14 protein-coding genes are annotated in these 24,087 nt (G+C 39.2%); 8 read left to right on the top strand and 6 right to left on the bottom strand.

Going from position 1 to position 24,087, the window contains the following annotated elements; genetic code table 11:
- Positions 1–131: 131 nt before the first annotated feature.
- The 7 genes from K6V21_RS03420 to K6V21_RS03390 all read left to right on the top strand — a co-directional run bounded on the left by K6V21_RS03420 (position 132) and on the right by K6V21_RS03390 (position 15,303).
- Positions 132–3,383, top strand: coding sequence for a SusC/RagA family TonB-linked outer membrane protein (locus tag K6V21_RS03420; protein ID WP_129616606.1), 3,252 nt, complete (start codon positions 132–134; stop codon positions 3,381–3,383).
- 16 nt (positions 3,384–3,399) lie between these two features.
- On the top strand, positions 3,400–5,052 hold the full coding sequence (locus K6V21_RS03415) for a RagB/SusD family nutrient uptake outer membrane protein (RefSeq protein ID WP_129616607.1): 1,653 nt from the start codon (positions 3,400–3,402) through the stop codon (positions 5,050–5,052).
- A gap of 89 nt (positions 5,053–5,141) precedes the next feature.
- Positions 5,142–6,725 (top strand): glycoside hydrolase family 28 protein, encoded by a 1,584-nt coding sequence (locus tag K6V21_RS03410; protein WP_224320853.1) that lies wholly within the window; start codon positions 5,142–5,144, stop codon positions 6,723–6,725.
- A gap of 6 nt (positions 6,726–6,731) precedes the next feature.
- Positions 6,732–7,727 carry a pectinesterase family protein gene (locus K6V21_RS03405; protein ID WP_129616609.1) on the top strand — a complete coding sequence of 332 codons (996 nt, stop codon included), beginning with the start codon at positions 6,732–6,734 and terminating at the stop codon, positions 7,725–7,727.
- A 31-nt stretch (positions 7,728–7,758) separates the two neighbouring features.
- Positions 7,759–12,144 (top strand): two-component regulator propeller domain-containing protein, encoded by a 4,386-nt coding sequence (locus tag K6V21_RS03400; RefSeq protein WP_007216935.1) that lies wholly within the window; start codon positions 7,759–7,761, stop codon positions 12,142–12,144.
- 91 nt (positions 12,145–12,235) lie between these two features.
- A complete protein-coding gene (locus K6V21_RS03395) occupies positions 12,236–13,834 on the top strand; it encodes a glycoside hydrolase family 28 protein (protein ID WP_129616610.1) in 1,599 nt (532 codons plus the stop codon).
- Positions 13,835–13,860: 26 nt separating this feature from the next.
- Positions 13,861–15,303, top strand: a complete 1,443-nt coding sequence (locus K6V21_RS03390) for an arylsulfatase (protein WP_007216937.1) — start codon at positions 13,861–13,863, stop codon at positions 15,301–15,303.
- A 412-nt stretch (positions 15,304–15,715) separates the two neighbouring features.
- On the opposite strand, the gene K6V21_RS03385 is transcribed toward K6V21_RS03390, so the two are convergent.
- Both K6V21_RS03385 and K6V21_RS03380 read right to left on the bottom strand, forming a co-directional pair.
- On the bottom strand, positions 15,716–16,729 hold the full coding sequence (locus tag K6V21_RS03385) for a TraB/GumN family protein (protein WP_129616611.1): 1,014 nt from the start codon (positions 16,727–16,729) through the stop codon (positions 15,716–15,718).
- Between the two features lie 309 nt (positions 16,730–17,038).
- Positions 17,039–17,446, bottom strand: coding sequence for a hypothetical protein (locus K6V21_RS03380; RefSeq protein ID WP_007216940.1), 408 nt, complete (start codon positions 17,444–17,446; stop codon positions 17,039–17,041).
- Between the two features lie 1,203 nt (positions 17,447–18,649).
- Here K6V21_RS03380 and K6V21_RS03375 point away from each other — a divergent pair.
- Positions 18,650–19,558, top strand: a complete 909-nt coding sequence (locus K6V21_RS03375; RefSeq protein ID WP_129616612.1) for a hypothetical protein — start codon at positions 18,650–18,652, stop codon at positions 19,556–19,558.
- Positions 19,559–19,627: 69 nt separating this feature from the next.
- Here K6V21_RS03375 and K6V21_RS03370 read toward each other — a convergent pair whose 3' ends face one another.
- The 4 genes from K6V21_RS03370 to K6V21_RS03355 form a co-directional block, all read right to left on the bottom strand.
- On the bottom strand, positions 19,628–21,172 hold the full coding sequence (locus K6V21_RS03370) for a helix-turn-helix domain-containing protein (protein ID WP_224320852.1): 1,545 nt from the start codon (positions 21,170–21,172) through the stop codon (positions 19,628–19,630).
- Positions 21,173–21,369: 197 nt separating this feature from the next.
- Positions 21,370–22,446 carry a M20 family metallo-hydrolase gene (locus tag K6V21_RS03365; protein WP_007216944.1) on the bottom strand — a complete coding sequence of 359 codons (1,077 nt, stop codon included), beginning with the start codon at positions 22,444–22,446 and terminating at the stop codon, positions 21,370–21,372.
- 186 nt (positions 22,447–22,632) lie between these two features.
- Positions 22,633–23,238: a porin family protein gene (locus tag K6V21_RS03360; RefSeq protein ID WP_007216945.1), complete on the bottom strand. Its 606-nt coding sequence runs from the start codon at positions 23,236–23,238 to the stop codon at positions 22,633–22,635.
- 100 nt (positions 23,239–23,338) lie between these two features.
- Entirely contained in the window at positions 23,339–23,962 is a 624-nt protein-coding gene (locus K6V21_RS03355; RefSeq protein ID WP_196065372.1) for a porin family protein, read from the bottom strand.
- Positions 23,963–24,087: the final 125 nt, after the last annotated feature.

Here is a 24,087-nt window from a genome sequence, read left to right as displayed (position 1 = left end):
TTATGATTGTATTTGGATAAATTCTCCTATAAAAATGAAAAAAAATCCAAGTATAAATGGTTGTTATTCGCTATTCTTGCACCCAAAATAAAACGTTTCATCTAAATTTAATAACTATTAAAAACAGCATTATGGATTTTAGAAAGACTACTCAAAGGGTATTTGTACTTTTATTATTAAGTACAATCTGCTCAATTGCTTTTGCGCAGAGCCATCAACTAAAGGGAACGGTTCTTGACAATGCCGGAGAACCAATAATTGGTGCAAATATTTTAATTGTCGGTACAACAAATGGGGTTATTACAGACCTTGAAGGTAATTTCACTTTGCAAGATGTACCTTTAAATGCAAAAATGCAGATTTCTTTTATTGGGTATATTACTCAAGTTGTTACAGTTGGGGAACAATCCTATATCAAAGTTACTTTGAAAGAAGATGCCCAGGCTCTGGAAGAGGTTGTGGTAGTTGGCTATGGTGTACAGAAGAAATCAGATTTAACAGGTGCTATTGGTAGTGTGGATAATACTAAACTGACATCCAAAGGAGCTACTACAGTTATGGAGTCTTTACAGGGGCAAGTTGCAGGGGTGGATATTAGCCAATCATCCAGCCGTGTAGGTGAGAGTTTCAATATTTCCATTCGCGGTAAAAGTACATTAGGAAGTAGTACCCAACCTTTATTTGTAGTAGATGGTATTATTTGTGATGATATTAATTTTCTCAATCCTTCAGATATTGAAAAAATAGACATATTGAAAGACGCCTCTTCCACAGCTATTTATGGTTCGCGTGCTACCAATGGTGTTGTCATTGTTACTACTAAGCAAGCCAAAGCAGGAGAAGACATGAAAGTGTCTGTCACATATGATGGCTATGCTGGATATAAAACTGTTGCGCGGATGCCTGACTTTATGGACCCGATTGAATGGATTAACTACCGTTATATGAGATATGCTACACCTGTTGAGAATGCAGCGATTATTAATGGACGGTTACCTCTTGAAATAACAACAACAAATATGAAAGCTTGTTGGAATAAAAATGCTCCTAAAATGCAAGAGCAGTTTTTGAATCATGATTTTACAGACTGGACTGATCTAATGCTTAAAGATGGTACACAGCAGAATCATTTCATCCAAGTGTCAGGTGCTGGGAAAAAAGTTTCCTATCGTGTAGGTACTGGTTATCAACAAGAGGATGGGGTAATGGGTGATGGACTGAGACGCTATAATCTGAAATTAGCAATTGATGGTAAGATAAATAGGCAATTGGCCATGGGGGCAACAGCTAATCTGGTCGCTTTTGAGTATAATTATGGTTCGAGAAGAGCAGTACAGACATCTTTTCGCTCTAATGGCTTTTGGCTTCCTTACAATACTGCAACTGGAGAACTGAATTATATGCCAGGTAAAGATTTGGTAGCTGGACAAGAAAAAAGTGAGGCGTATCCGGCAGGGTTTACTTCTACAGTTTCGCCTTTAGTTGATGCAATGAATTCGAAGGATAAAACTAAAGGATATCGCGTATTGACAACGATGTATTTGCAATATCAGCCGATAGAAGAAATATTGGTTAAAACAACATTCTCTCCAACAATGTCTACTAAACGAAGAGGAGAATACTATGGTGGGCTTTCTGAAGAACAAGCAGGGACTTACAATGCTAAAGACAATCCTACCGGTGATGCTAAAGCGACTATAACTAAAGATGAATATTTTTCTTATACATGGGATACACAAGTGAATTACATTAAGACATTCGGTGAAAGTCATACTTTGAATGCTATGGCTTTGATGAGTGTTTATAGCACAGAAGCTGAAAAATATGAGTTAACAGGAAATAATGTTACTTCTGAAACTTTGTGGTATAATTTAGGTTCGGCTGCTTCGGGCTATAGCGATGTGAAGAGTTCTTATGGGAAATCGACAATGCTTTCATATGCTTTACGTGTAAATTATGGTTATAAAGGGAAATATCTGGCTACTTTGTCTACTCGTTGGGATGGTTCTTCAAAATTCAAAGAAGGTCATCGCTGGGGAATGTTTCCTTCGGCGGCATTAGCGTGGCGTATTAGTGAAGAGAATTTTGTTAAAAACAGTATGTCGTGGATTAATAATCTGAAATTACGTGTTAGCTATGGTGCTACGGGAAATAATGCTTCTGTAGGAAATTATGAAACTTCATTTCTTGCCAATCAGCTTTATTATTCTGGCTTCGGTAAAGGATTTGGTCCTGGTATTATGAATGAATTATTAAGTTGGGAAACTACCACGGAATTTAATACAGGTCTGGATTTTGCTTTCTTGGGAGGACGAGTTTCTGGTACATTTGATTGGTATACAAAAACATCCAAAGATCTGCTTATGGATATGAAATTATTATTAGAACAAGGTTCCTATAATGGAAGTATGACTGCGAATGTAGGTAAAGTGCGTAATAGCGGAGTGGAATTGATGTTGAAAGGAATATTATTTCAATCAAAGGATTTTTATTGGGATATAACGGCCTCATTCGCTAAGAATAAAAATGAAATTCTTGAACTACAAGGTAAGAAAGAAGACATGCGTGCCGAGCGTTGGTTTATCGGGCAACCCATTGATGTTGCTTATGATTTGAAACAATTGGGAATATGTACTCAAGCAAAAGCGAATGAGTTAGTAACGATTAATGGGGTGACAAAGACCAATTCTGAATGGTATGGCTATTTTGAAGGATGTATGACTTATGAAGACGCAAATAAAGATGGGAAACTGAATGATGATGATCGGCAGATATTGGGGCATGCTTTACCGAAATGGACTGGAAACTTGTCTACCACTTTGTCATATAAGAATTGGGATTTTTCTATGAGTATAAATACGAAGCAAGGGCATTTGTTATATAGTCCTTTTATGGAAGAATTTACAAATTATAGTGACCGTGGACGAACTAAATTGAATATGGATTTTTATATTCCAGAGGGTGCTCCAATATTCAATTATACGTGGGATGGAAAAACAACGACCTCACTTACATCCAATCCTAATATAGTGGCTGACCATACAACCGTAGGCTCTTATCCGTATCCGTTTGATGGGGCAGCTTATAATTATGGCGGTGGAAATGGTTGGTATACTAGTAAGAATAAAGAATTTGAATCTAATAATTATGTGGATGCTTCTTATTGGAAAATTAAAAATATAACAGTTGGATATACTTTTTCTAAAAAACTGATAAAGAAAATAGGTCTTGAGAATTTGCGTATTTACGCTAATATATTGAATCCTTTCACTTTCACAGATTATAAAGGATTTGATCCGGAATGGGCTGATGCTAAAATTTCAGATGGAACAGGAGGACCGAGTTCTGTTACTTATCAATTAGGATTAAATGTTAAATTTTAATAGTAGAAATATGATTATGAAAAAGTTATATACAGTTGTGACAGTCTTTTTATTTGCAATATTAGCTGGATGTTCTGATTTCTTGGAACAGGATAATAAATCGAATGTACCGGGAGCTGATTACTATAACACATCAGCTGGGTTTGAAAGTTTGTGTAATGCTGCTTATGGCTCATTAAGAACTATATATAGTGATGCTCCTTGGCTGTTTGAGGGAGGGACTGATCTTTTTGCAAGTGGACGTACTTCTGTGCAAGTTTGTAACTTGTATGGTCAGAACTATTCAAGTGCCGAAGAAAATGTGACAACATTTTATAAGGAACACTACAAGGCTATTTCTTTAGCGAATGAAGTGATTTATTGGGGAGGTGAAGATGATAGCCGTGCCGAGCGCGTTGCTGAAGCACGTGGTTTACGTGCATTTTATTATTTGAATTTAGTACAGCAGTTCGGTGGAGTTCCTTTAGTGACCACACGTACTACTTCTCCTATTGCAAGTGTACAGCGAGAGAGTGCGGAATCTATTTTCCAATTTATTATTGATGAATTGACAGAGTTGGCTTCTTCTTCATCTGTGCTTGCTGAGAAATCAAGCGACGGTCGTTTTACAAAAGTCGCTGCTAAACATTATTTGGCAAAAGCTTATTTATGCAAAGGATACCTCACTCATGATGAGAAAGATTTTAATGCAGCCGTTACATCAGCTAAAAGTGCAGGAGCAGGTGCTCCTTTGACCACGCCATTTACAACTTTGTTCAGTAACCAAGGGGAAAGGAATGAGGAGATTCTATTTTTTATTGATTACAATGTAGCAACTGTAGCTGATGTACAGAAAGATGGAAACAGACAACAAGCTGATTACGGACCTTATTTAAAAGGTGCAGAAGCTGGTCATAAATATACCTCCTCTACATTAACTCCCACATTATGGATGCATGAAGTATTTAATACAAATACGGATAATCCGGCTCAAGATGAACGATATGAAGGAACTTTTATGCTTGAGTTGCGTCAAAGTTATTGGGACTATTATGATGAGAAAAAGAAAAATACGAGTGAAGTGATTTATTATTATTGTCCTTCTTGGGAGATTGCAAACATAGCAAGTTGGCGCTCGGCTCTTGACAGTCGTAAAAATGCAATTATAGTGGAAATGCTTCCGGAAGGAAATAATATTAGCAATGAACAAACCTCTTATCAAGCTAAAATGTCTGCAGATATCTGTGGAGTAGCTCCATTTCGTAAGTTTGATGATATAGAGAATGGAAAACAGTATTTTAAGATTACTTCTTCTATGCGTGACATCTATTTAGCTCGTTTAGCAGAGACAAATCTGATAGCTGCGGAAGCTTATATTAAGTTGAATAAACCGGAAGAAGCGGTCTCTTATATTAATATTGTACGTAATCGTGCTAAAGCAACACCTGCGGTCGCATCTGAGATGAACATTGATTATATTTTGAATGAACGTGCCCGCGAATTGGCTGGGGAGTACCATCGTTGGACAGACCTGACTAGGACGGGGAAATTAGCAGAATATGTGGAAGCGCACAATCCGGATATTCCTGTGGGGAGGATTACCACCAAATTTTATCTGCGCCCTATACCTTTGGCTGCAATAGAATTGAATTTAGCGCTGAAGGGGTATCAAAATGAAGGTTGGGATTAACTTTTAATCGATATAGAATGAAAAATCAGTTATTAATTTTTCTATTTATAATTATGTCCTTTTCAAGTATGAAATTGCAAGCAAAGGATATGAAAGACATTTATCGTGATTTACCGTTTGAAATGCCTGTTATTGAACGGCCTGTAATCCCTGATTTAAATATCTGCTTAACAGATTTTGGCGGTTCTGGTGATGGAGTGACACTCAATAGTGAAGCTTTTGAGAAAGCCATTCAATATCTTGCTTCAAAGGGAGGGGGACGTTTGATTGTGCCCCAAGGGGTGTGGCTGACCGGACCAATTGAATTGGAAAACAATGTGGAATTACATCTGTCAGACAATTCGATAGTGGTTTTCAGCCAGGACAAGTCTCTCTATCCCATTGTCGAAACCGTGTTTGAGGGGTGTAAGACGTTCCGTTGCAAGCCTCAGCTTTCGGCTGTGAGAAAGAGCAATGTAGCTGTTACTGGCAAGGGAATCATAGATGGTGCAGGTGATATTTGGCGCCTTGGAAAGAAGAATGAAATGCCACCTATGGTATGGAATGAATGTATACAAAGTGGAGGAATACTTAGTGAGGATGGTGAGTTGTGGTATCCTACGGAAAGTTACTATCGCGGTGCCAAAGATGCCATTCAAAACATTGTTCCCTGGGCTAAGACAATGGAGGATTTTGAAAGCGTTCGTGACTTTTTACGACCTGTAATGGTGAATTTCAGAGAATGTGATGGAGTTTTGCTGGAAGGAATTGTGTTCCAAAATTCTCCTTGTTGGAATGTACACCTCTCTCTTAGCCGTGATATTATTGTTCACAATATCGCTGTGCGTTGTCCGTGGTATGCCAAGAATGGTGATGGAATAGATATTGAGTCATGTACCAATTTGCTTCTTACCGACAGTTGGTTTGATGTAGGTGATGATGCTATCTGTATTAAAAGTGGCAAAGATGAAGAGGGACGTCGTCGTGGTATACCGGCTTCTAATATTATTGTGGACAACTGCGTTTGCTATCATGGACATGGAGGCTTTGTTGTGGGCAGCGAGATGAGTGGGGGAGTAAAGAACATTGCCGTATCCAATTGTCGCTTTTCGGGTACGGATGTAGGCCTGAGATTCAAGAGTAAACGTGGACGTGGAGGTGTTGTAGAGAACATTTACATTAAAAATATCATGATGAATGATATCGTTTCGGAAGCTTTACTATTTGACTTGTTCTATGGGAAACGGGTGAGCGTGAAACTACCGGAACAAGACGAGGACATGATTGCTTTTGATGCAGATGAGACTACGCCACAATTCAAGGATATATATATATCGCAGGTAACCTGTCACGGAGCAAAACGGGCAATGCTTTTCAACGGACTGCCGGAGATGAATGTCCGGAATGTATTTATAGAAGATTGTCACATATACGCTGACGAAGGTGCAAAGATACACGAAGCTACCAATGTAAACCTGCGTAATGTGATGGTTACTCCAAAAAGTGGTCCGGCATTGATGCTCAATAATGTGAAAGATTTAACTGTTATAGGTTTTCAATGTCGCCGGATAGATGGGAACGCTTTGATAGTAACGGGCAGTCGCAATCGGTTGATTTCAGTTTCTTCTTCTTGTATATCGGGGAGAAACGCTTTTGTTTCAAATAAGGCGGAAGGGAGCGTTGTATATAAATAAGCTAAGATGAAAATATTTATATATTTTTTTCTCGTTATTTTATCGGTAACGGATATTACAGCGAATGCAGGCGATTCACTTTATCAGGCAGATTTTGTCGTATCTGCTGATGGAAGTGGTAATTTTAAAACTTTAAGTGAGGCAATAGTGGCTGTTCCTGATTTTTGCGACCGTGAAACAGTTGTATTTTTAGAGGAAGGAATATATCAAGAGAAAGTTAATATACCTTCGTCAAAGAAAAATCTCAGGATTATTGGTAGGCCGGGAGGGCAAACGGTCATCACTTGGCATGATTCTGCCAGATTACCAGGAAAAACCGGAGTGCGCATTGGCACTCCGGGAACGGCAACTATCATTAATGCTGCTGATTCTTTTGTTGCAGAAAACATTACGATTGAGAATTCGTCGGAACCTGCTGTAGGGCAAGCGGTAGCATTACTTTGTATGGGTGATAGGCAACGTTACATAAATTGCCATATAAAAGGCAATCATGATACGTTGTTCCTATATGGTATCGGAAATCTGAAAGAAGATGAATTATGTAGTCGAAACAAGTGCTATTTGTTTGTAAACTGTCTGATTGAAGGAACCACGGACTTCATTTTCGGAAGTGCGACAGCTTATTTTAAAGAATGCACTATTTTGAGTAAAAAGAACTCTTATATAACAGCTGCATCGACTTGTAAAGGACAACAATATGGATTTATTTTTGATAGCTGTTCCTTGATTGCAGCGAAGAATGTAGATCATGTTTTTCTGGGTCGCCCTTGGAGAATCCATGCTCAAACTGTCTTTTTAAATTGTTTTTTGGGTACTCATATATGTCCGGAAGGTTGGTCAGATTGGAAGAAAGCTATCGTACAGAGCGGAACTGCATTTTATGCCGAATATAATAATAAGGGACCTGGGGCTGGAACTGGCAAAAGAGTAGTATGGAGTCGGCAACTCACATCGGAAGAAATTGAAAAATATAAGCTGAAGGCTGTGTGGGGAGAAGAATAGTTTTATATTTGTTCCAATAAACCCTTTATTTATGAGGAAATTTCTACATATATTGTTTTTCTGCATTTGGATATCTCCAATGACGATATCAGCACAATCTTTACGAGGTACTTTTTCAACGTACACATCGTTAGATGGACTCGTGCATAATAACATTTTAGATATTTATACCGATTCAAGAGGTTTTGTCTGGATATGTACTTGGAATGGGATAAGCCGTTTTGACGGTTACCATTTTAAAAATTATTGCAATGATCCGGATAATCTTCCGGTACAGCATAATCGTTTCACTCAGGTCATGGAGGATGCGAACGGGCATTTATGGTTTCAGACTTACGATGGGCACCTCTATCGCTTTAATCGTTTTACAGAACAATTCGAGAGTATAGATCAACTTGTAGATCAACTTGCTGGGAAATCTTATCGTATAGGAAAAGTCTTATTTTGCCATAAAACAGGGACTGTATGGGTTGAGTTTCAAGATAATGGCGTGGTATGTTTCTCTGGTTCCAAAAACAGCTCCCCTCTGACGGCTCATAGTTTTATTGGAAATAGACAGATAGATTCCGCTGTTTCTTTTATGTGTGAAACAGTTGATGGTGCTGTTTGGCTGGTTTGCGATAGGGGGAGGCGTGTGATAACTATAACACCCGATTTTCAGATTGAGATGCGTATTAAAAGTGATGAACCGATTATTGCAGCAGCCGTTGTAGGTGAAGGAATTGCTTTCGCTACAAAATATCACTTGATTTCTCGGTTTTTGAAAGGCTACTCTCTACTTTGCTATGATGATATCAAAATAGATGGCATAACGACTCTGGCTAGTGCAGCAGATGGAAGTGAACTATATATCGGTACTTCCTTCAGTGGGGTTAAAGTGCTGAAGAAAAAGATGAATGCTTTGGAAGATAAAATGCCGTCAGGTATTGTGCCACAGCATATATGCCACATGACAGTTGATTCTCACAATACTGTGTGGATAACCGATTTGTGCCCGGGTATTACACGCTTTGATCCCTCAAGATGTGATTATAAACACTTCAGTCAAGAGTTGAATACTGTTGATTATTTTTCCGATACATTGAGCGTAGTACAAGAATGTAATGATGTTGTATGGATAAAAATGAAACAAGCAGGTTTTGGCTATTATAACCGGGAGAAAGACTTGGTAGAACCTTTCTTTAATGTACCTTCAACCGATTTCAGAATGACAAATGGAGTTACCGCTTTCGAAATAGATGATGATAATGTCATGTGGCTTTCGCCATATTATGAAAAAGGATTAGTGAAAATTGTTATAGAAGATGCCCGGTCGGATATTTTCCAACTTTCAAGTGGACAGGACACAAATTATCCAGATAATATACGCGCTCTCCAATTGGATAGAGATAGTAATCTATGGGTCGGAACAAAGAATGGTAGATTATATTGTTATGATAGTCAATACAATTTAAAACATCTCTATTCTCATTCTGATAATGGAAATCCATTAGGCAAGATATATGCTATTTTTGAGGATTCACTTCGAAATATTTGGGTTGGGACTAAAGGAAATGGGTTGTGGCGTCTTACCCCTGACGGGAAGGAATATAAATTTAATCATTATCTTCATGTAGAAGGAGATATTGGGTCACTTTCTGATAATCATGTTTATGCTATTGACCAGGATTGTTTTGGCAGAATATGGATTGCGACTTTTGAAGGAGGAATAAATCTGTTGTCTGATATCGACTCTGATCGCTTTATAAATATTTATAATAATTTTCCCAATTATCCTAGGGGAGAGGGCAAGCGAGTCAGATATATACTTAGTGATACATTAGATAGAATGTTTATAGCTACGACTGAGGGATTGATGATATGTAATCCTTCAGAATCACCCGAAGAAATGCAATTTACTGTATGTAGACGCTATCCGGGCAGTAAGAATTCTATTGGAGGAAATGATGTCATACATATATTGAAAGATTCCTCCGGACAGATATGGCTATCAACTTATGGAGGAGGATTAAGTTTAATAAAAGGATATTCCGACAATGAGGTACCCATATTTGTGAATTATACGACAGTTAATGGCTTGCTTGACAATATCGTGTTGGCTGCAGCCGAAGATATTGACAAGAATATTTGGATTTCGACCGAGAAAGGAATCATGCGTTTTGAACCTCAGCAGAAAATATTCACTGATTATTCTCTATGGAGCAACTCTACTCCGATATCTTATAATGAAGCATCCGTTGCCACTGACGCTAAAGGCACTATCCTTTTTGGAGGGCTAAATAAACTACAGATGATAAATACTCATAAAGTGCAGTTCTCTCAATATGAATATCGTCTGTCATTCACGGATCTGGAAATACAGGATCAGAAGATCGCAAATCCTTTTTTGGAGACTGATATAACAAAGAATGAGATAGAATTACCATATAATTATTTACTCTTCCGGGTAGAGTTTGCATCACTTAATTTCCGATTGCAAGACAAAGTAAATTATATGTATTATTTGGAAGGGTATGATAATACTTGGACTATTTCGCGAAAAGTAAACAGTGCCTATTATTCAAAAGTTCCTCATGGGCATTATACTTTTCATGTCAAAGCTTTTGTTGGCAATGAGTTGATGAACAGTCCGGAGATTACGATGAAGATTCACATTGCTACTCCTCCATGGCTCAGCTGGTATGCTTATTGTATATATAGTATTCTGTTTTTAGCTGTATTATGGCTTGTAATGCGCACACTTTATATAATGACAAAGCTTCGTGCAGAAACAAGGATGGAACAACACATGTCGGAAATGAAGATAAGATTCTTTACTAATATTTCACATGAATTGCGCACTCCTTTGACCCTTATTATTGGAGGATTGGAGGATTTGCAAAAACGGGAAACATTGTCAAAAAGAGGACAAGACAGTTTAGGAATGTCATACAAGAATTCCAAACGGATGTTATCTTTAATAAACCAATTACTCGACTTCCGTAAAATAGTTAAAGACAAATTGGAACTTAAAGTACAGAATGCTGATATTATACCCATAGCTCAGAATGTACTTAAAGACTTCAGGGATATGGCTGATGAACGAAAAATCACTCTCTTATTGACAGTTTCTCATAGTTGTATTATGTTATGGATTGATACGGAGCGAATGGAGAGTGTGTTATACAATTTACTTTCCAATGCTTTTAAATTTACTCCGGATAATGGGAGGGTTTCTCTGTCTATAACATGTAAGGAGGCAGAAGATGAAAAGGACTGTGTTTATATATCTGTAGATGATTCCGGAGTGGGAATCTCCAAAGAACACCAGAAACAGATATTTGCCCGTTTCTCACAATTTCGGAAAGCGATAAGGAGAGATATACATGGAAGTGGAATAGGCTTAGCTTTGTGTCGGGAGATTGTGGAATTACATCATGGTACCATTAATGTGGAAAGTACGGTGGGGAAAGGCAGTACCTTCACAATAAAACTCTTGCGGGGTAATCAACATTTCAGTATGGAGCAGATTGATTTTGACACTGTAGCGGATGAAAATAATTATTCGGTGTCGACTGACATGAAAAATATATCAGCGACTTATTCAGAACAGGCTCTTCCAAAGGATGCGCCAACAATTTTGCTTGTTGACGATAATGCAGAGATACGTAAATTTATCTTTAATAACTTGATGGAGAGTTATAGAGTGATTGAAGCTGTGGATGGGGTGGATGCATTGGACAAAATCGCTGTCCATCAACCGGACGTTATCGTGACAGATTTAATCATGCCACGGATGGATGGAATCGAATTGGTGGATAAGCTTCGCCATAACTTTGAGACCAGTCATGTTCCTATTATTATGCTTACGGCAAAACAAACTTCGGAAGATAAATTTAAAGCTATAAAGTATGGGGCAGATAGCTATATTACCAAACCATTTAGTGTGGAATTTTTGCTGGTTTGCATAGACAATCTCCTTACACGGCGCAGATTGCTTTTTGAACATTTCTCATCTCAGTCTGCCAATCATCGCATTGAAGAGTTTGTATCACAGGAGGATGTGGTGGTGACCAATCGTGATCAAGAGTTCATGAAGGAACTTATGGAATGGATAGATACTAATATACATGATACGGAATTGACGGTCAATGATCTGGCTGTTCATCTCAAGTTGGGAAGAACTACTATGTATAATAAAATAAAATCTTTGACTGGCAAATCTCCTATAGAGCTTATCAAAGAGTATCGTGTGATAAAAGCCGAATTGCTTATTAGAACCGGACAGTTCTCCATATCAGAAGTTGCCTATCAGTTGGGATTCTCAGATCCGGGTTATTTTAGTCGTTGTTTCAAGGAACAATATAAGGTGTCGCCCAAGGAATATATTCAACTGCATAAATTCAAGAATAAAGAAGATGAAATAAATAGTATTTGATAAAAAGTGAATGATAACTGATGATTTTTACAAATCTCCATTTTATAGATTACTTACTTTTGTAACATCAAATTTTAAAAGAATACGTAATATGAGAAAGCTAGTTAAACTTATTATGCTTGTGTTCGTAATATTGTTTGTTGTTTTTCCCTGTAAAGCGGAAGGATACGGTAAATACTATCAAGGTTTGCCTTTTGATATTCCAAAAGCGGTTACTCCTGCTATTCCTGAACTGGAAGTTTCTCTGGCTGAGTATGGTGGTATCGGTAATGGCATGACATTGAATACTCAGGCATTTGCGGCGGCTATAGCAGACTTGTCAGAACGTGGCGGAGGGCATTTAATTGTTCCGGAGGGGATATGGCTTACTGGTCCTATCGTTTTGAAAAGTAATATCGACTTGCATGTTTTGAAAAATGCAATTGTTTTATTTACACCTGATAAAACGCAATATCCTTTATTATCACCGGATGAGGGCACTTCTGGAAGCCGTTGCCAATCTCCTATCAGTGCTTATCATGAAAGTAATTTTTCAATTACCGGTGAAGGTGTATTTGATGGTAACGGAGAATTATGGCGTCCGGTCAAGCGTTTTAAGGTTAGCAATGCAGAATGGAATAGTTTTATAAAAACAGGTGGGACTGTACAACAGGATGGAGCAATATGGTATCCTGAAACATCATCTGAGAAGTTAGCCAAGAAACGTCCACGTATGGTACGCTTTGTCCGTTGCGAGAGAGTATTGTTGCAAGGTGTCGTGTTCCAGAATTCTCCGAGTTTTCATGTAAATTTTATTTTAAGCGATAATATTGTGGTTGATGGAATTATGGTTCGTTGTCCTTGGAATGCTCAGAATGGTGATGGCATTGATTTGAGTTCATGTACAAATGCACTGATAGTGAATTGTGCGGTAGACGCGGGAGATGACGCCATCTGTCTGAAAAGTGGAATTGGTGATGTGGGACGTAGAAGAGGACCTTGTGCCAACATTATTATAGATAATTGTACCGTGTTTCATGGGCATGGCGGATTTGTCATCGGAAGTGATACGGGAGGTGGTATTGATAGAGTCTCTGTGAGGAACTGCCGTTTCATTGATACTGATACTGGACTTCGATTCAAAAGCAAACGAGGTCGTGGTGGAGTTGTGTCTAATGTATACGTAGACAATATCATGATGAATGATATAGCGAACTATGCTATTTGGTTTGACTCTTACTATCAAGAGAAAACTCCTGAACCGGATGGTATTCCGGAAGGAGGTGAAATGACTGATGTTCCCTTCATGCCGGTAACTGATGACACTCCGTGTTTTCAAGACATACATATTTCAAACATCACATGCCGTGATGCTGGTAGGGCAATGTTTTTCAATGGCCTTCCGGAAATGAATGTAAGTAATGTATCTCTTACTGACTGTATGATACATTCTGTTGCCGGAGCGCAGGTTGATGAGACATGTGGATTACGGATGGAAAATATACATTTGGATGTTGCAGAAGGGCCGGTACTTTCATTCAATAACTCAAAAGACATTGAGGTCAAAGATTTAGTTTATGCCGGAAACGGAGAGCAAAAAGTTCGGGTGTCCGGTAGTCGTAACCGGAATATTAAGATAAAGGGAGGAAAGTTTTGCATCGACGATGTATTATTTACTCCGAAAGCTAAAAAGGCAATAACGATAGATTGATAAATTTAATACTAAATTGATTTCAGATGGAAAAACAAAAATTATTTAGCATCTCTTGTGGAATCGCAGGAGCTATGGTTGCTTGTAGCTGTGCGCAGCAGCCGGAAGCGGAATGGAAACAAAGCCCCAATGTCATTTATATTTTGGCAGACGACCTTGGTATAGGTGATATTTCACCGTATGGGCAGAATTTAATAAAGACTCCTAATTTGCAACGGATGTCTGATGAAGGTATGCGGTTTACGCAGTGCTATTCCGGTACTTCTGTTTCGGCGCCTTCGCGTGCATCACTGATGACAGGGCAACATACGGGACATACATATATTCGCGGCAACATGCGTATGGATCCTGAAGGACAAGTAGCAATGCCTGCCGGTACATATACTATTGCAGAACTGTTCCATGAGGCTGGCTATGCAACCGGGTGTTTTGGAAAGTGGGGTTTGGGATATCCAGGTTCCGAATCAGATCCGACTAAAGTGGGCTTCGATGAGTTCTTGGGGTATAATTGTCAAACATTGGCTCATGATTATTATCCCGATCATCTGTGGGACGGTACAAAACGTGTAGAATTTCCCGAAAATTACAATCAGGCTGAGGGTACGTATTCAGCGGATTTAATCCATAATCGGGCTTTACAGTATATTCGCAGCCATGCGGGAGAAAAATTCTTTGCCTATTTATCATATACTCTTCCCCATGCAGAATTGGTTTTGCCGAAAGATTCGGTATATCAATCTTATTGTAATCTCATCCCGGCAAAAGATGATGAGGCTTGGGCAGAGCAAAACCCGAACCGCCGGGGAGCTTATGGTGCGGCAGAACGTCCTTTGGCTGCATTTGCTTCAATGGTAACTCGTTTGGACAAATATGTGGGTGAGATAATGGAACTGTTAGCTGAATTGGGAATTGATGATAACACTATTGTCGTATTTACTTCTGATAATGGACCTCATAGAGAAGGCGGGGCAAACCCTGATTATTTTAAAAGTTACGGACCTTATCGCGGAGTGAAGCGTGATCTCTATGAGGGGGGCATTCGTATGCCGATGATTATCCGTTGCCCGAATCATATTGAGGGTGGAGTTACGAATGACCATATTATGGCTTTCTGGGATATGATGCCAACCTTTGCCGAGTTAACAGGCACTACACGTGATATTCAAACTGACGGCATTTCGTTCTTGCCGACTTTGTTAGGAAAAGGTAAGCAGAAGGAACACGAATATCTTTATTGGGAGTTTCATGAAAAAGGAGGTAGACAAGCTCTACGTTATGGCAATTGGAAAGGCGTGCGACTGTTTGTTGGTTGTCCGGAGAAAACAACATTTGAACTTTATGACTTATCCAAAGATATACATGAGGATAATGATGTTTCAGAACAATATCCAGAGATGGTAAAGAAAATAGAAACATTGATGCAAGGTGCGCGTACAGAATCTGAATTGTTTGACTTTAGTCGTATGTAAGTTATGGTATTGATGGTTTATTAATGAGCGACTTCTATATTGATAATCTATTTGGTTTTTCTTCAGCGGAATTGAAGAAAGATCAAATAGGTTAGTATAACATGGAGTAGTTGTTTATTCTCATGGCTCAGCATTATCTGTATTGTTGGATGGGCGGGGTTAAAAACAAAAAATGAGGAAAGCGTAGGAAACATCAAAGGAAGAAAAATATTACATGGCAACAAGTGCTTAAGAGTTTTACATTATTCAATGCGCATGGACGGTTTGCAGTACTAAAGAATTTAGATTCTTTTATAAATATAAAACTCTGTCGAAAGAATAAAAGCATAAAAAATGAAGAGTAAAGCCTAACGAAAAGAAAGACTTACTTTTCATTCTATACAATATAAGGCATTTACTGAATATCCCTAGACTATCGTTTCACTTCAACAGGCTCCACTTTGTATCCTTCCTTTTGCAGAAGGGTGATTAGTCCATTCTCTCCCGGCAGATGCCGCACTCCGACGGCAATAAAGGTCGTTTTGTCCTTTATGAGTCCGGTGAGTTTGGTTATCCAGTTCATGTTCCGGGCTTTCAACAATACTTTTCGTTGATGTATGGCTATCTCCTGTAAGTAGGGAGAAGCGTTAAGGTAGAAAGCATCCATTTGAATCTCATATTCGATCAGGCGCTTCATGCTTTGTGAACGGTATACTTCTACAAGAGCATCGGTTAAGGTTTGAAATTGTGTATATTCCTTGTCTTTCTCTTTTTCTTTTCGGCAGTATTCTGCCAATGCAGTTGCATTTTCTTTTAAATCTCCGGGCATTATCATTTCAAATTGTTCTGAGATTGTTTCCAGCCCGTTGATTATATATCCCTTTTCTTTGGCTTTCTTTTCTAATACGGCATCCATTACCTGAGAGTGGATGCTGTCTATCTGTGATTCTGAATATCCTGCTTTCTTTAACTTCATTATTTGGTCTATTTGTCCTAAAAGCATAGACAGATGCCCCGGCTTTAGGTACATCCGATGTAGTGGTACATCCATTTTATGGCGCAACGTTGAGTCTACGAGCTGATAATCTTCTTCATTTAGCAAATCATGGTAAGTTGTGCCTGCGGGCAACTTGGCGTTGGAAAAGAAAGAGGTTGAATCGTTGCTATAGGCTACTTCTCCTACATACTGGCTGCAAGCGTCGAGGGCTTGACGAAATCCCGGAATGCTATCTACGTATCCATAAAGAATGTGAGGTGAGCCATGATATGTTCCGAACAGATAAGCAGGGTGAGCGAGGCCATTGCCTGATATTTTCCATAACCAGCCGCCTTCTGATTGTGTTTTTGCGGAAGAATCATAACTATGAAATATCTTCTCTTGTTGGGCTGATGCTGCTGTGCAGTAAGAGAGGATGATATATAATAAAAGAAAAGTTGGGTTCTTCATAATAGCATTAGTTTATGGGGTGATTTTTACAAAAGTAATGAAAATAGGTGATTATTTAGGAAAATTGCACGGAAAGTATCATGGTGTAGTTTACTCCAAGTGATAACTCCATTTACATGCCGAGGTAAAGGCCGTTACAATAGGAGGTAACAAGCGTTACAATAAGAGGTAAAGCTCGTTACATCCCGGGGTAAATGCTTTTACATTACCTGATGAATTGAATGTAAATACTATCTATTGATAATCAGTAAACTAATAGGATTTATTAGCAAGGATAATTCATGTTTGTAAAAATAGTACTGATTAAAATTATTTCAGTCCTTTCCAATGTCTCGCGAACCATACCAAATCCTTTACCGTCTCTTGAATATTCCACCACAGTACTTTCAGCCTTGGAGGTCTGTGCATCGGCAAGTATATCCTCCACACTCCACTTTCCAGATCGAGAATGAAATACACCTTCCCGCGGCACATCACATAAAGAAAATCACCTTTCACAAAGGCACTGTACACGGAATCAAGCGGTAATTTACATTCGCATTTTTCTTCCGGAAAGTCTTTACAGGGAGGTTCCAGCTTGATGCTGGCATAGTCGGAATCGAGCGTAAAACCATATTTTATACTTAATGGGTAGAGCACCTCCCATATCTCGTGCTTCCTCTGTTCTACCATGCAGTGGATGGCTGCTGTTATCATCTCATCCTTCGGGGTATTCATGTCTTCTTCGGGTTTTAAATATTTAAAATTGCCCTCATCCCCTTTATGCAAAAAGAAGTCGGACGTATAGTTCATATTTATGTAACGAAAGGCACTGGTATACCCACAGAACTCATAAACATGCTTGCACGCCCGACCCTTTTTGGTCTGCGTGAAACATCTTTATTGAAGTTCTGTTTTTTGACTTAAATAAAATTACCAGTTTTTTCGTTATCAAAAATAGCTTCAACATGCCGCATTTCTCTTCGGCTTATGCAAAGATAAATGAATTGTAGGGAATAACCAAAAGGAAGGATGCTTTTTATGGAATATCCTACACCCACTATTTCAGAGAAAATGCTCTTCCCGTTCTTTCAGATCTTCTCGAACTTCCTGTTCATCGGCATTCCGGCTGAAATATGCCTGAAACAACTATAATCCTGGAAGTTTCAGCTGGAATGCCGATGAACAGGAAGTTCGGGAAAAAACTGAAAGGCTGCAGGAAGAAAAGAACACTTGATGTATTGAGTATAATTATAACAAGCAATGTCATGATGCAAAACTAGCAATATTCCGTATTACGACATTGCTTGTTTTGCATCATGACATTGCTTGTTTGAGGCACGCCCGATTCAAACGGAATATATAAGAGGTATGTGAAAAGCAAGTAATATATGTGTACGAATATCCTTTTTCGTACAAGGGGATTTATCGCTGATTATCAATGCGCTACAAAGTGTCAGTTTCTTGTCGACAAGAAATTAGGAGTTTGTTGACAAGAAGTTAACTTCCTGTCGACAAACTCTTAACTTCCTGTGAAAGGAGAAATAGCAGATTTTTCGGTTTTCTTACACTGTGTGATTGGCAGGACGAATATATCGTCACCGTTGCAGTTATAGCAGGATACATTTTTATGCTATGCGAGAAAAGTGTGTATGTGATGCGGATAAATAACGGATCATTCTAAACTTCCGGCCTATACGTTCAATCATCCGTATTTAGAAAGACTGAACGCTTTTCTTTTATCCTGTTCTTTGGGCGTCTATATGACGGTGGTATTGATATATAGACTGTACATCCGGAATGGTTTGTCTGCTTGTATTTAGCATCTTGTCGCATCTATATGGACTATTTGTCGCCTGTCATTTCTCTTTTCTATCTAATAAATAATGTTTATGGCTTAACTTTGCTCGCTATAATTTTAAACATAAAAAGAAAATGAAGATGAAAAGAATTTTTGGGCTGTCTTTATGCCTGCTTACTGTGTTTTTATTGGGAGCTTGTTCTTCGGATGATACTCCGGTTGCTAATGTTCCGCAACTTTCCGGAAACATTACGTTTGATCGTACGCGAGTAGGAGTAGGCCAGCCTGTGAAGATGAGTTTTGCTTTGCCGGCATCAGTCAGTTCAGACGTGTCGAAAACGGAGTATTCTTTCAATTTGGGTGGCATAGCCGATCTGCCCGTAGAAGCGGAAAATAATGTTTGTAGCTATACGTATGCCTTCAGCGAAGCAGGTACATACACGGTTAGTTTCAAGGTGCGCTATCAGTTCAACTATCCTGATGCGGAAGGTAAGATTTATAGGGACGACGTTATACAGAAAGAATTGCAGGTAGTAGCTTGTGATGTACGCAATTCCTTCTGGGGTGATAATCTTGAAGAGACTCAGCGGAACTGTGGCGGTGTGTTGGAGAAACAGAAAGGGGATGCCGAATTGTATGCGGCCGTATTGAAAAGTGAGTTCGGCTCTTCGCTGACGGGAGGAAAAGAGACGACTGTCGGTTATACCTTCAAGAGTGATAAGCTGTATAAGGTGCAGGAAGTGAATTTATTTGAAACCCAAGTACCTTTCACCATTATGCGCCAATATTATAAAGATATTAAGAAAGTATATGGCGAAACCCTGGAAATAAATTGGAGTGATGACACCGAGAAAAACAATAAGTATGCCGAGGCTTGCCTGAATGGTAGTGACAAGGCCGCTTTAGATGCATTGAACGCTTTCCTGACAGAAACTGAAGGAGAATGGGTCTCTTTCAACTTTGAAAAGGGAAGTACGATGATGGTAGTGCAATGTTATAAAAGTGATGGTAAGTGGGTGGTGAAACGCACTTATATGGAGAAGGAATAACAGATAGCATTTGAGTTGAAGGTTTTGAAAATGAGGGTTACACTATTATGATGTTGTGGTGTAACCCCATTAGTCCATAGGGGGCTCTCTGTGCTGTTTTTCCTGTACTATCTTCTTGTAATCGGAAGGTGTCATGTCAAATGCAGCTTTAAATAAACGCTGAAAATTGCGGGTATTGGCAAAGCCGGATTCTTCGGAAATGGCTTGTATGGTATAGTTCGGGTGAATCTTTAATTCTGTTAATGCATGTTTCAAACGTATTTCTGTGAGATATTGCGAGAAAGTCATATTTGTATTTTCTTGTAACATTTGTCCGAATCGGTTTTTATCTATGGAGAGTCGCTCCAGCATATCTTGCCTTGAAAGCTCAGGTATCAGATAAAGTTTCTCGTCTTTGATAAGGCGTTCCATCTTTTTAAATAAGCTTTTGTTGAGAGAATTTTCCTGATCGGATTCTTCTATTACAGCTATCTGCCTGTGTAGTCTGTCTATCTCTCTTTCATAAGACATCAAACTGTCCAGCTTATTTGCCATGAGTATATTCTTTTTTCTTATGATGTTCATGTGGCGTATGGCCAGCCATAGTGATATGAGAGCTAAAACGAATGCGCAACCTAACAAAACCTGAACTATAAAAGAATTATGGAGTTGCTCATCCTTTTGACGAATGTTCCATTCCTTCTCTTGCAGTTTGTAGATAGTAGCCAATTCCAGAGCAGTTTCTTTTTTGTCACGAACATTCAAACTGTCTTCTATAACCTGTATCCTTTTCTGATATTGGAGGGCTTCCCGATAATTGCTCAAACCTTGGCAGGCCTCTGATAAATTCACTAATACCTCGATGAAATCGTTGTTTATCGTATCTGTTGTTTGATTGATCGGCTCTTTTTTTTCGTAGTAATCCAATACCTGCCCATATTGTTTCATGGCCAATTGATATACCAGGACGTATCTTTGCATATCCTTCTTTTTTGAATAGTTGGTGGCGGAGAATCGGGAAAAATAGTCTAAAGCTTTTTCTGTTTCTTCTGATTTGGCATAGAGATAGGCTTGCTTGATATATAAATAGGCCGATTGCTGGTTTATATATCCCAATGGAATGCCATCTTGCTTTTTCATCAGGTTGATTAATTCTTCACGTTTATTGCAGATAGCAATTGCTTCTTTATATTTCCCCTCTTTGGACAGGTAACTGGTTAACTCTCCGTAAAAATAAGAAAGATAGGGCTTCATGCGGAATGATTCTTCATTCTCCAATAAATTAATGGCTTGTATGAAATAGTCATACGCTTCTTGCTTTTGGTTTAAAGCATAATAGTTTTCTCCCATAGTGAACAGGAAATTAGCTTCTGTCTGCTTATGTCCCATTTCTCGGGCGGCCTTGATGCCTTCTGTCAGATAACGGATGCTTAGTTTATGATTTTCCAGAAGTTTATATGCGTTGACAATACATGACATTGTCTGTAAGTAATAGATATATTCGTGTCGGAGTATAGTGTCTTGATAGGCTTTCAGGGCATAATTCAAAGCCATTCGTTGTTGCCCTTTGCCGGCGTAGACTATTCCTCGTTGCGCATTTATCAGGCAAAGCTTTTCAAGTTTCTTTGCCTCCATTGTATTTAGTAAACTGAGAGCACTGTCTGGTGTGGCAATATGTACTTTCAAAACGTGTTTGAGAGTGTATATTGAATCAGAAGTAGCGTCAGCTTTTGCTTCAGCTGTTATGCATATAAATAGTATGCTGATACTCAGTAAACATGAAAGGGCATATCTCATTTTGTGTGATAATTGAATAGTTGATTTGTTTTGAGTCAGACATGGATAACTGCCCCGTCCAACAATTTCAGATACAGTTCTATCGCCTCTTCTATCTCCTGAATGAAAATGAACTCATCTGCCGTATGGGAACGGCTGCTCTTTCCCGGTCCCATTTTCAAAGAAGGGAATGACATCAGAGCCTGGTCGGAAAGGGTAGGGGAGCCGAAAGGTACACGTCCCATGGCAACGGCACGTTGCACTATCGGGTGCTGCTCTTCCACATGAGAAGAACTTAAACGGAACGAACGTGCTTTGGCCTCGCAGGTAATGTGTTTTTGTATTTCTGCAAATAGTTCCTGATTGCTGTAACACTCGTTGCTGCGGATGTCTACCACAAAGGTACAACGGTCTGGGATTACATTGTGTTGCGTGCCTGCATTGATCTGCGTTACACTCATCTTTACAGGACCTAATAGTGGAGATACCTTTTCAAAATGATGGTCGCGGAACCAGGCGATATCTTCCAATACTTTATATATGGCATTGTCTCCTTCATTTCGTGCGGCATGTCCGGCTTTCCCGTAAGCGGTCACGTCCAGTACCATTAATCCCTTTTCCGCAATGGCAGGTTGCATTTCGGTAGGTTCACCTACAATAGCAAAATGGATCGGAGGAAGTTCAGGCAATACGCATTCGATGCCCCCTTTCCCGGAAACTTCTTCTTCGCAGGAAGCGAGATAGATGAGATTATACTTCTGTGTGGTACGGCAAAGATGCAGAAAGACTTGCAACAGACTGACGACACTTGCTCCGGCATCATTACTACCTAATCCATATAATTTCCCGTTACTTTCCATGGTAGGTGTAAACGGATCTTTCCGCCAGCCGTTCACAGCTTTCACGGTATCAATGTGTGAGTTCAGCAACAAGGTAGGCTTATTTAAGTCGAACATCGGACTAAGACACCATACGTTATTGCCTTTTCGTCCGGTTGCCATGCCTTGCAACTCTATATAATTCTGTAGATAATCAGCTGCTTTTTCTTCATCGCGGCTAAGAGAAGGGATAGCAATCAGAGACTTAAGAACTCCGGTTGCTTCAGAAACCATTGTGGGTATATCGTAAGTCATATCTCAATCAGTTAAATTATTGGGATGCAAACTTACGGATAAATACTGAAATATGCTTAATCGGCAGGATAAAAATGCCATTCCATCCGTTGATGCCGGTGAATAAGGAAAGGGTAGTGTGTGCAAGGTGAAAGAGTAATCAGCAAAGGGCGTTCAATGACGCCCTTTGCTGATTACTTTATGTTTTTAGAACATATAGCTCAGAGAGATCATCATGTTACGGTTCTTGTTATCTATGTGATCGGCGTTATCTATTAACCCCCAGTCATACCCGAAAGCAACTTGAAACTTTTTGCAGAATTCTACACCGAATTTCAACCCGAGACCGAGATCAAAACGTTTCATGCCACCACCATCTTCATCGAAAACATTATCAGATGCATCCGACGATTCAGCTCCATCTATCTTAACCTTACCAAAGAGACCGATAGCAACATAAGGACCTGCATTGCCGAAAACGGCGAAATTCTCATTCACTGTATATTTATAACCCATGTGTACGGGAATTTCTAAATAGCAAGGATTATACTTGATATCGTAGGAACCAAGATTAACCTTGGCACCTTTTAGTGACAGTAGGGCACCTAAATCCAAATATACTCCTTCGGCAATTTGTGGCAATCCCACTTCAGCCTTGACTCCGGCGTGGAATCCTACTTTGCTACTGAATGCATCTCCGGAAAAATTACTGGAGTTCATACCGAGCGTTGCCCCCCATTTGAGGTTCTCTTGTGCATTTATACTCGTGAAACTTATTGCCAATAATGCGAATATTACTAAAATCTTTTTCATGTAATTAAGTCTTTAAATTGGTTTATGTAATTGTAAATATAAGGATCAAGTATGTTGGAAGAAGGCGTTGGATGACGCCTTTTTCTTATTCCTGATATCGTTAGAACATGAGTCCTAAGGAAATCATCAGGTTTCTATTCTTGCAGCCCATCAATTCCTCAGCTTCAATAAATCCGAAGTCGTAGCCGATGGAGAACTGATACTTCTTACTGATTTCTATACCTGCTTTCAGTCCCAATCCAAGGTCAAAACGTTTGAATCCGTCATCGCCAAACACGTTCTCTGATTCGGAAACCTTGGAACCTCCATCTACCAAACTGCCGTCAGCTGTCATTTTCGCTTTACCGAACAGACCGATTGCAATGTAAGGACCTGCATTGGCAAACAAGGAGAAATTATCATTTACAGCATATTTATAGCCAATGTGTACCGGAATCTCCAAATAGTACGGGTTGATCTTGAAACTGGCCATACTGCCTGCTTCAACTTTGGCGCCTTTTAGCGAAAGCAGCGCTCCGAAATCCATATAAAGACCTTCCGTAAACTGAGGCAGTCCCAATTCAGCCTTAACGCCTGCATGGAAACCTACGCGACTGTCCAATCCGGTTACGTTGAGGCTGCTTACATTCATACCTGCCGTGACACCCCATCTGAGGTTATCTTGTGCGTTGATACTCCCTAAACCTATCGCCAATATGGCGACTAATGCTAAAATCTTTTTCATGTTAGTTAAGTAATTGCGTTGATATTTAAAAAACTATCGGGTGCAAATATATACATATATTTGTATTTCTTTGGAAAAACGAACAAAAATGTAGGGTAACCACTCTTTTTTAGAGTCGGATAGTA

The organism is Bacteroides cellulosilyticus, from assembly GCF_020091405.1.
In the GTDB taxonomy this organism is placed as follows: Bacteria; Bacteroidota; Bacteroidia; order Bacteroidales; family Bacteroidaceae; genus Bacteroides.
Note: the sequence above shows the minus strand (reverse complement) of the source record. Positions and strands in the feature narration are given on the sequence as shown.

Excerpts from the sequence above, each read along its gene's own strand:
- K6V21_RS03375 (WP_129616612.1), top strand. The coding sequence starts at position 18,650 with ATGAAAAGAATTTTTGGGCTGTCTTTATGCCTGCTTACTGTGTTTTTA.
- K6V21_RS03380 (WP_007216940.1), bottom strand. The coding sequence starts at position 17,446 with ATGAATACCCCGAAGGATGAGATGATAACAGCAGCCATCCACTGCATG.
- K6V21_RS03355 (WP_196065372.1), bottom strand. The coding sequence starts at position 23,962 with ATGAAAAAGATTTTAGCATTAGTCGCCATATTGGCGATAGGTTTAGGG.
- K6V21_RS03415 (WP_129616607.1), top strand. The coding sequence starts at position 3,400 with ATGAAAAAGTTATATACAGTTGTGACAGTCTTTTTATTTGCAATATTA.
- K6V21_RS03365 (WP_007216944.1), bottom strand. The coding sequence starts at position 22,446 with ATGACTTACGATATACCCACAATGGTTTCTGAAGCAACCGGAGTTCTT.
- K6V21_RS03395 (WP_129616610.1), top strand. The coding sequence starts at position 12,236 with ATGAGAAAGCTAGTTAAACTTATTATGCTTGTGTTCGTAATATTGTTT.
- K6V21_RS03370 (WP_224320852.1), bottom strand. The coding sequence starts at position 21,172 with ATGGAGGCAAAGAAACTTGAAAAGCTTTGCCTGATAAATGCGCAACGA.
- K6V21_RS03420 (WP_129616606.1), top strand. The coding sequence starts at position 132 with ATGGATTTTAGAAAGACTACTCAAAGGGTATTTGTACTTTTATTATTA.
- K6V21_RS03400 (WP_007216935.1), top strand. The coding sequence starts at position 7,759 with ATGAGGAAATTTCTACATATATTGTTTTTCTGCATTTGGATATCTCCA.
- K6V21_RS03410 (WP_224320853.1), top strand. The coding sequence starts at position 5,142 with ATGAAAGACATTTATCGTGATTTACCGTTTGAAATGCCTGTTATTGAA.
- K6V21_RS03405 (WP_129616609.1), top strand. The coding sequence starts at position 6,732 with ATGAAAATATTTATATATTTTTTTCTCGTTATTTTATCGGTAACGGAT.
- K6V21_RS03385 (WP_129616611.1), bottom strand. The coding sequence starts at position 16,729 with ATGAAGAACCCAACTTTTCTTTTATTATATATCATCCTCTCTTACTGC.
- K6V21_RS03390 (WP_007216937.1), top strand. The coding sequence starts at position 13,861 with ATGGAAAAACAAAAATTATTTAGCATCTCTTGTGGAATCGCAGGAGCT.
- K6V21_RS03360 (WP_007216945.1), bottom strand. The coding sequence starts at position 23,238 with ATGAAAAAGATTTTAGTAATATTCGCATTATTGGCAATAAGTTTCACG.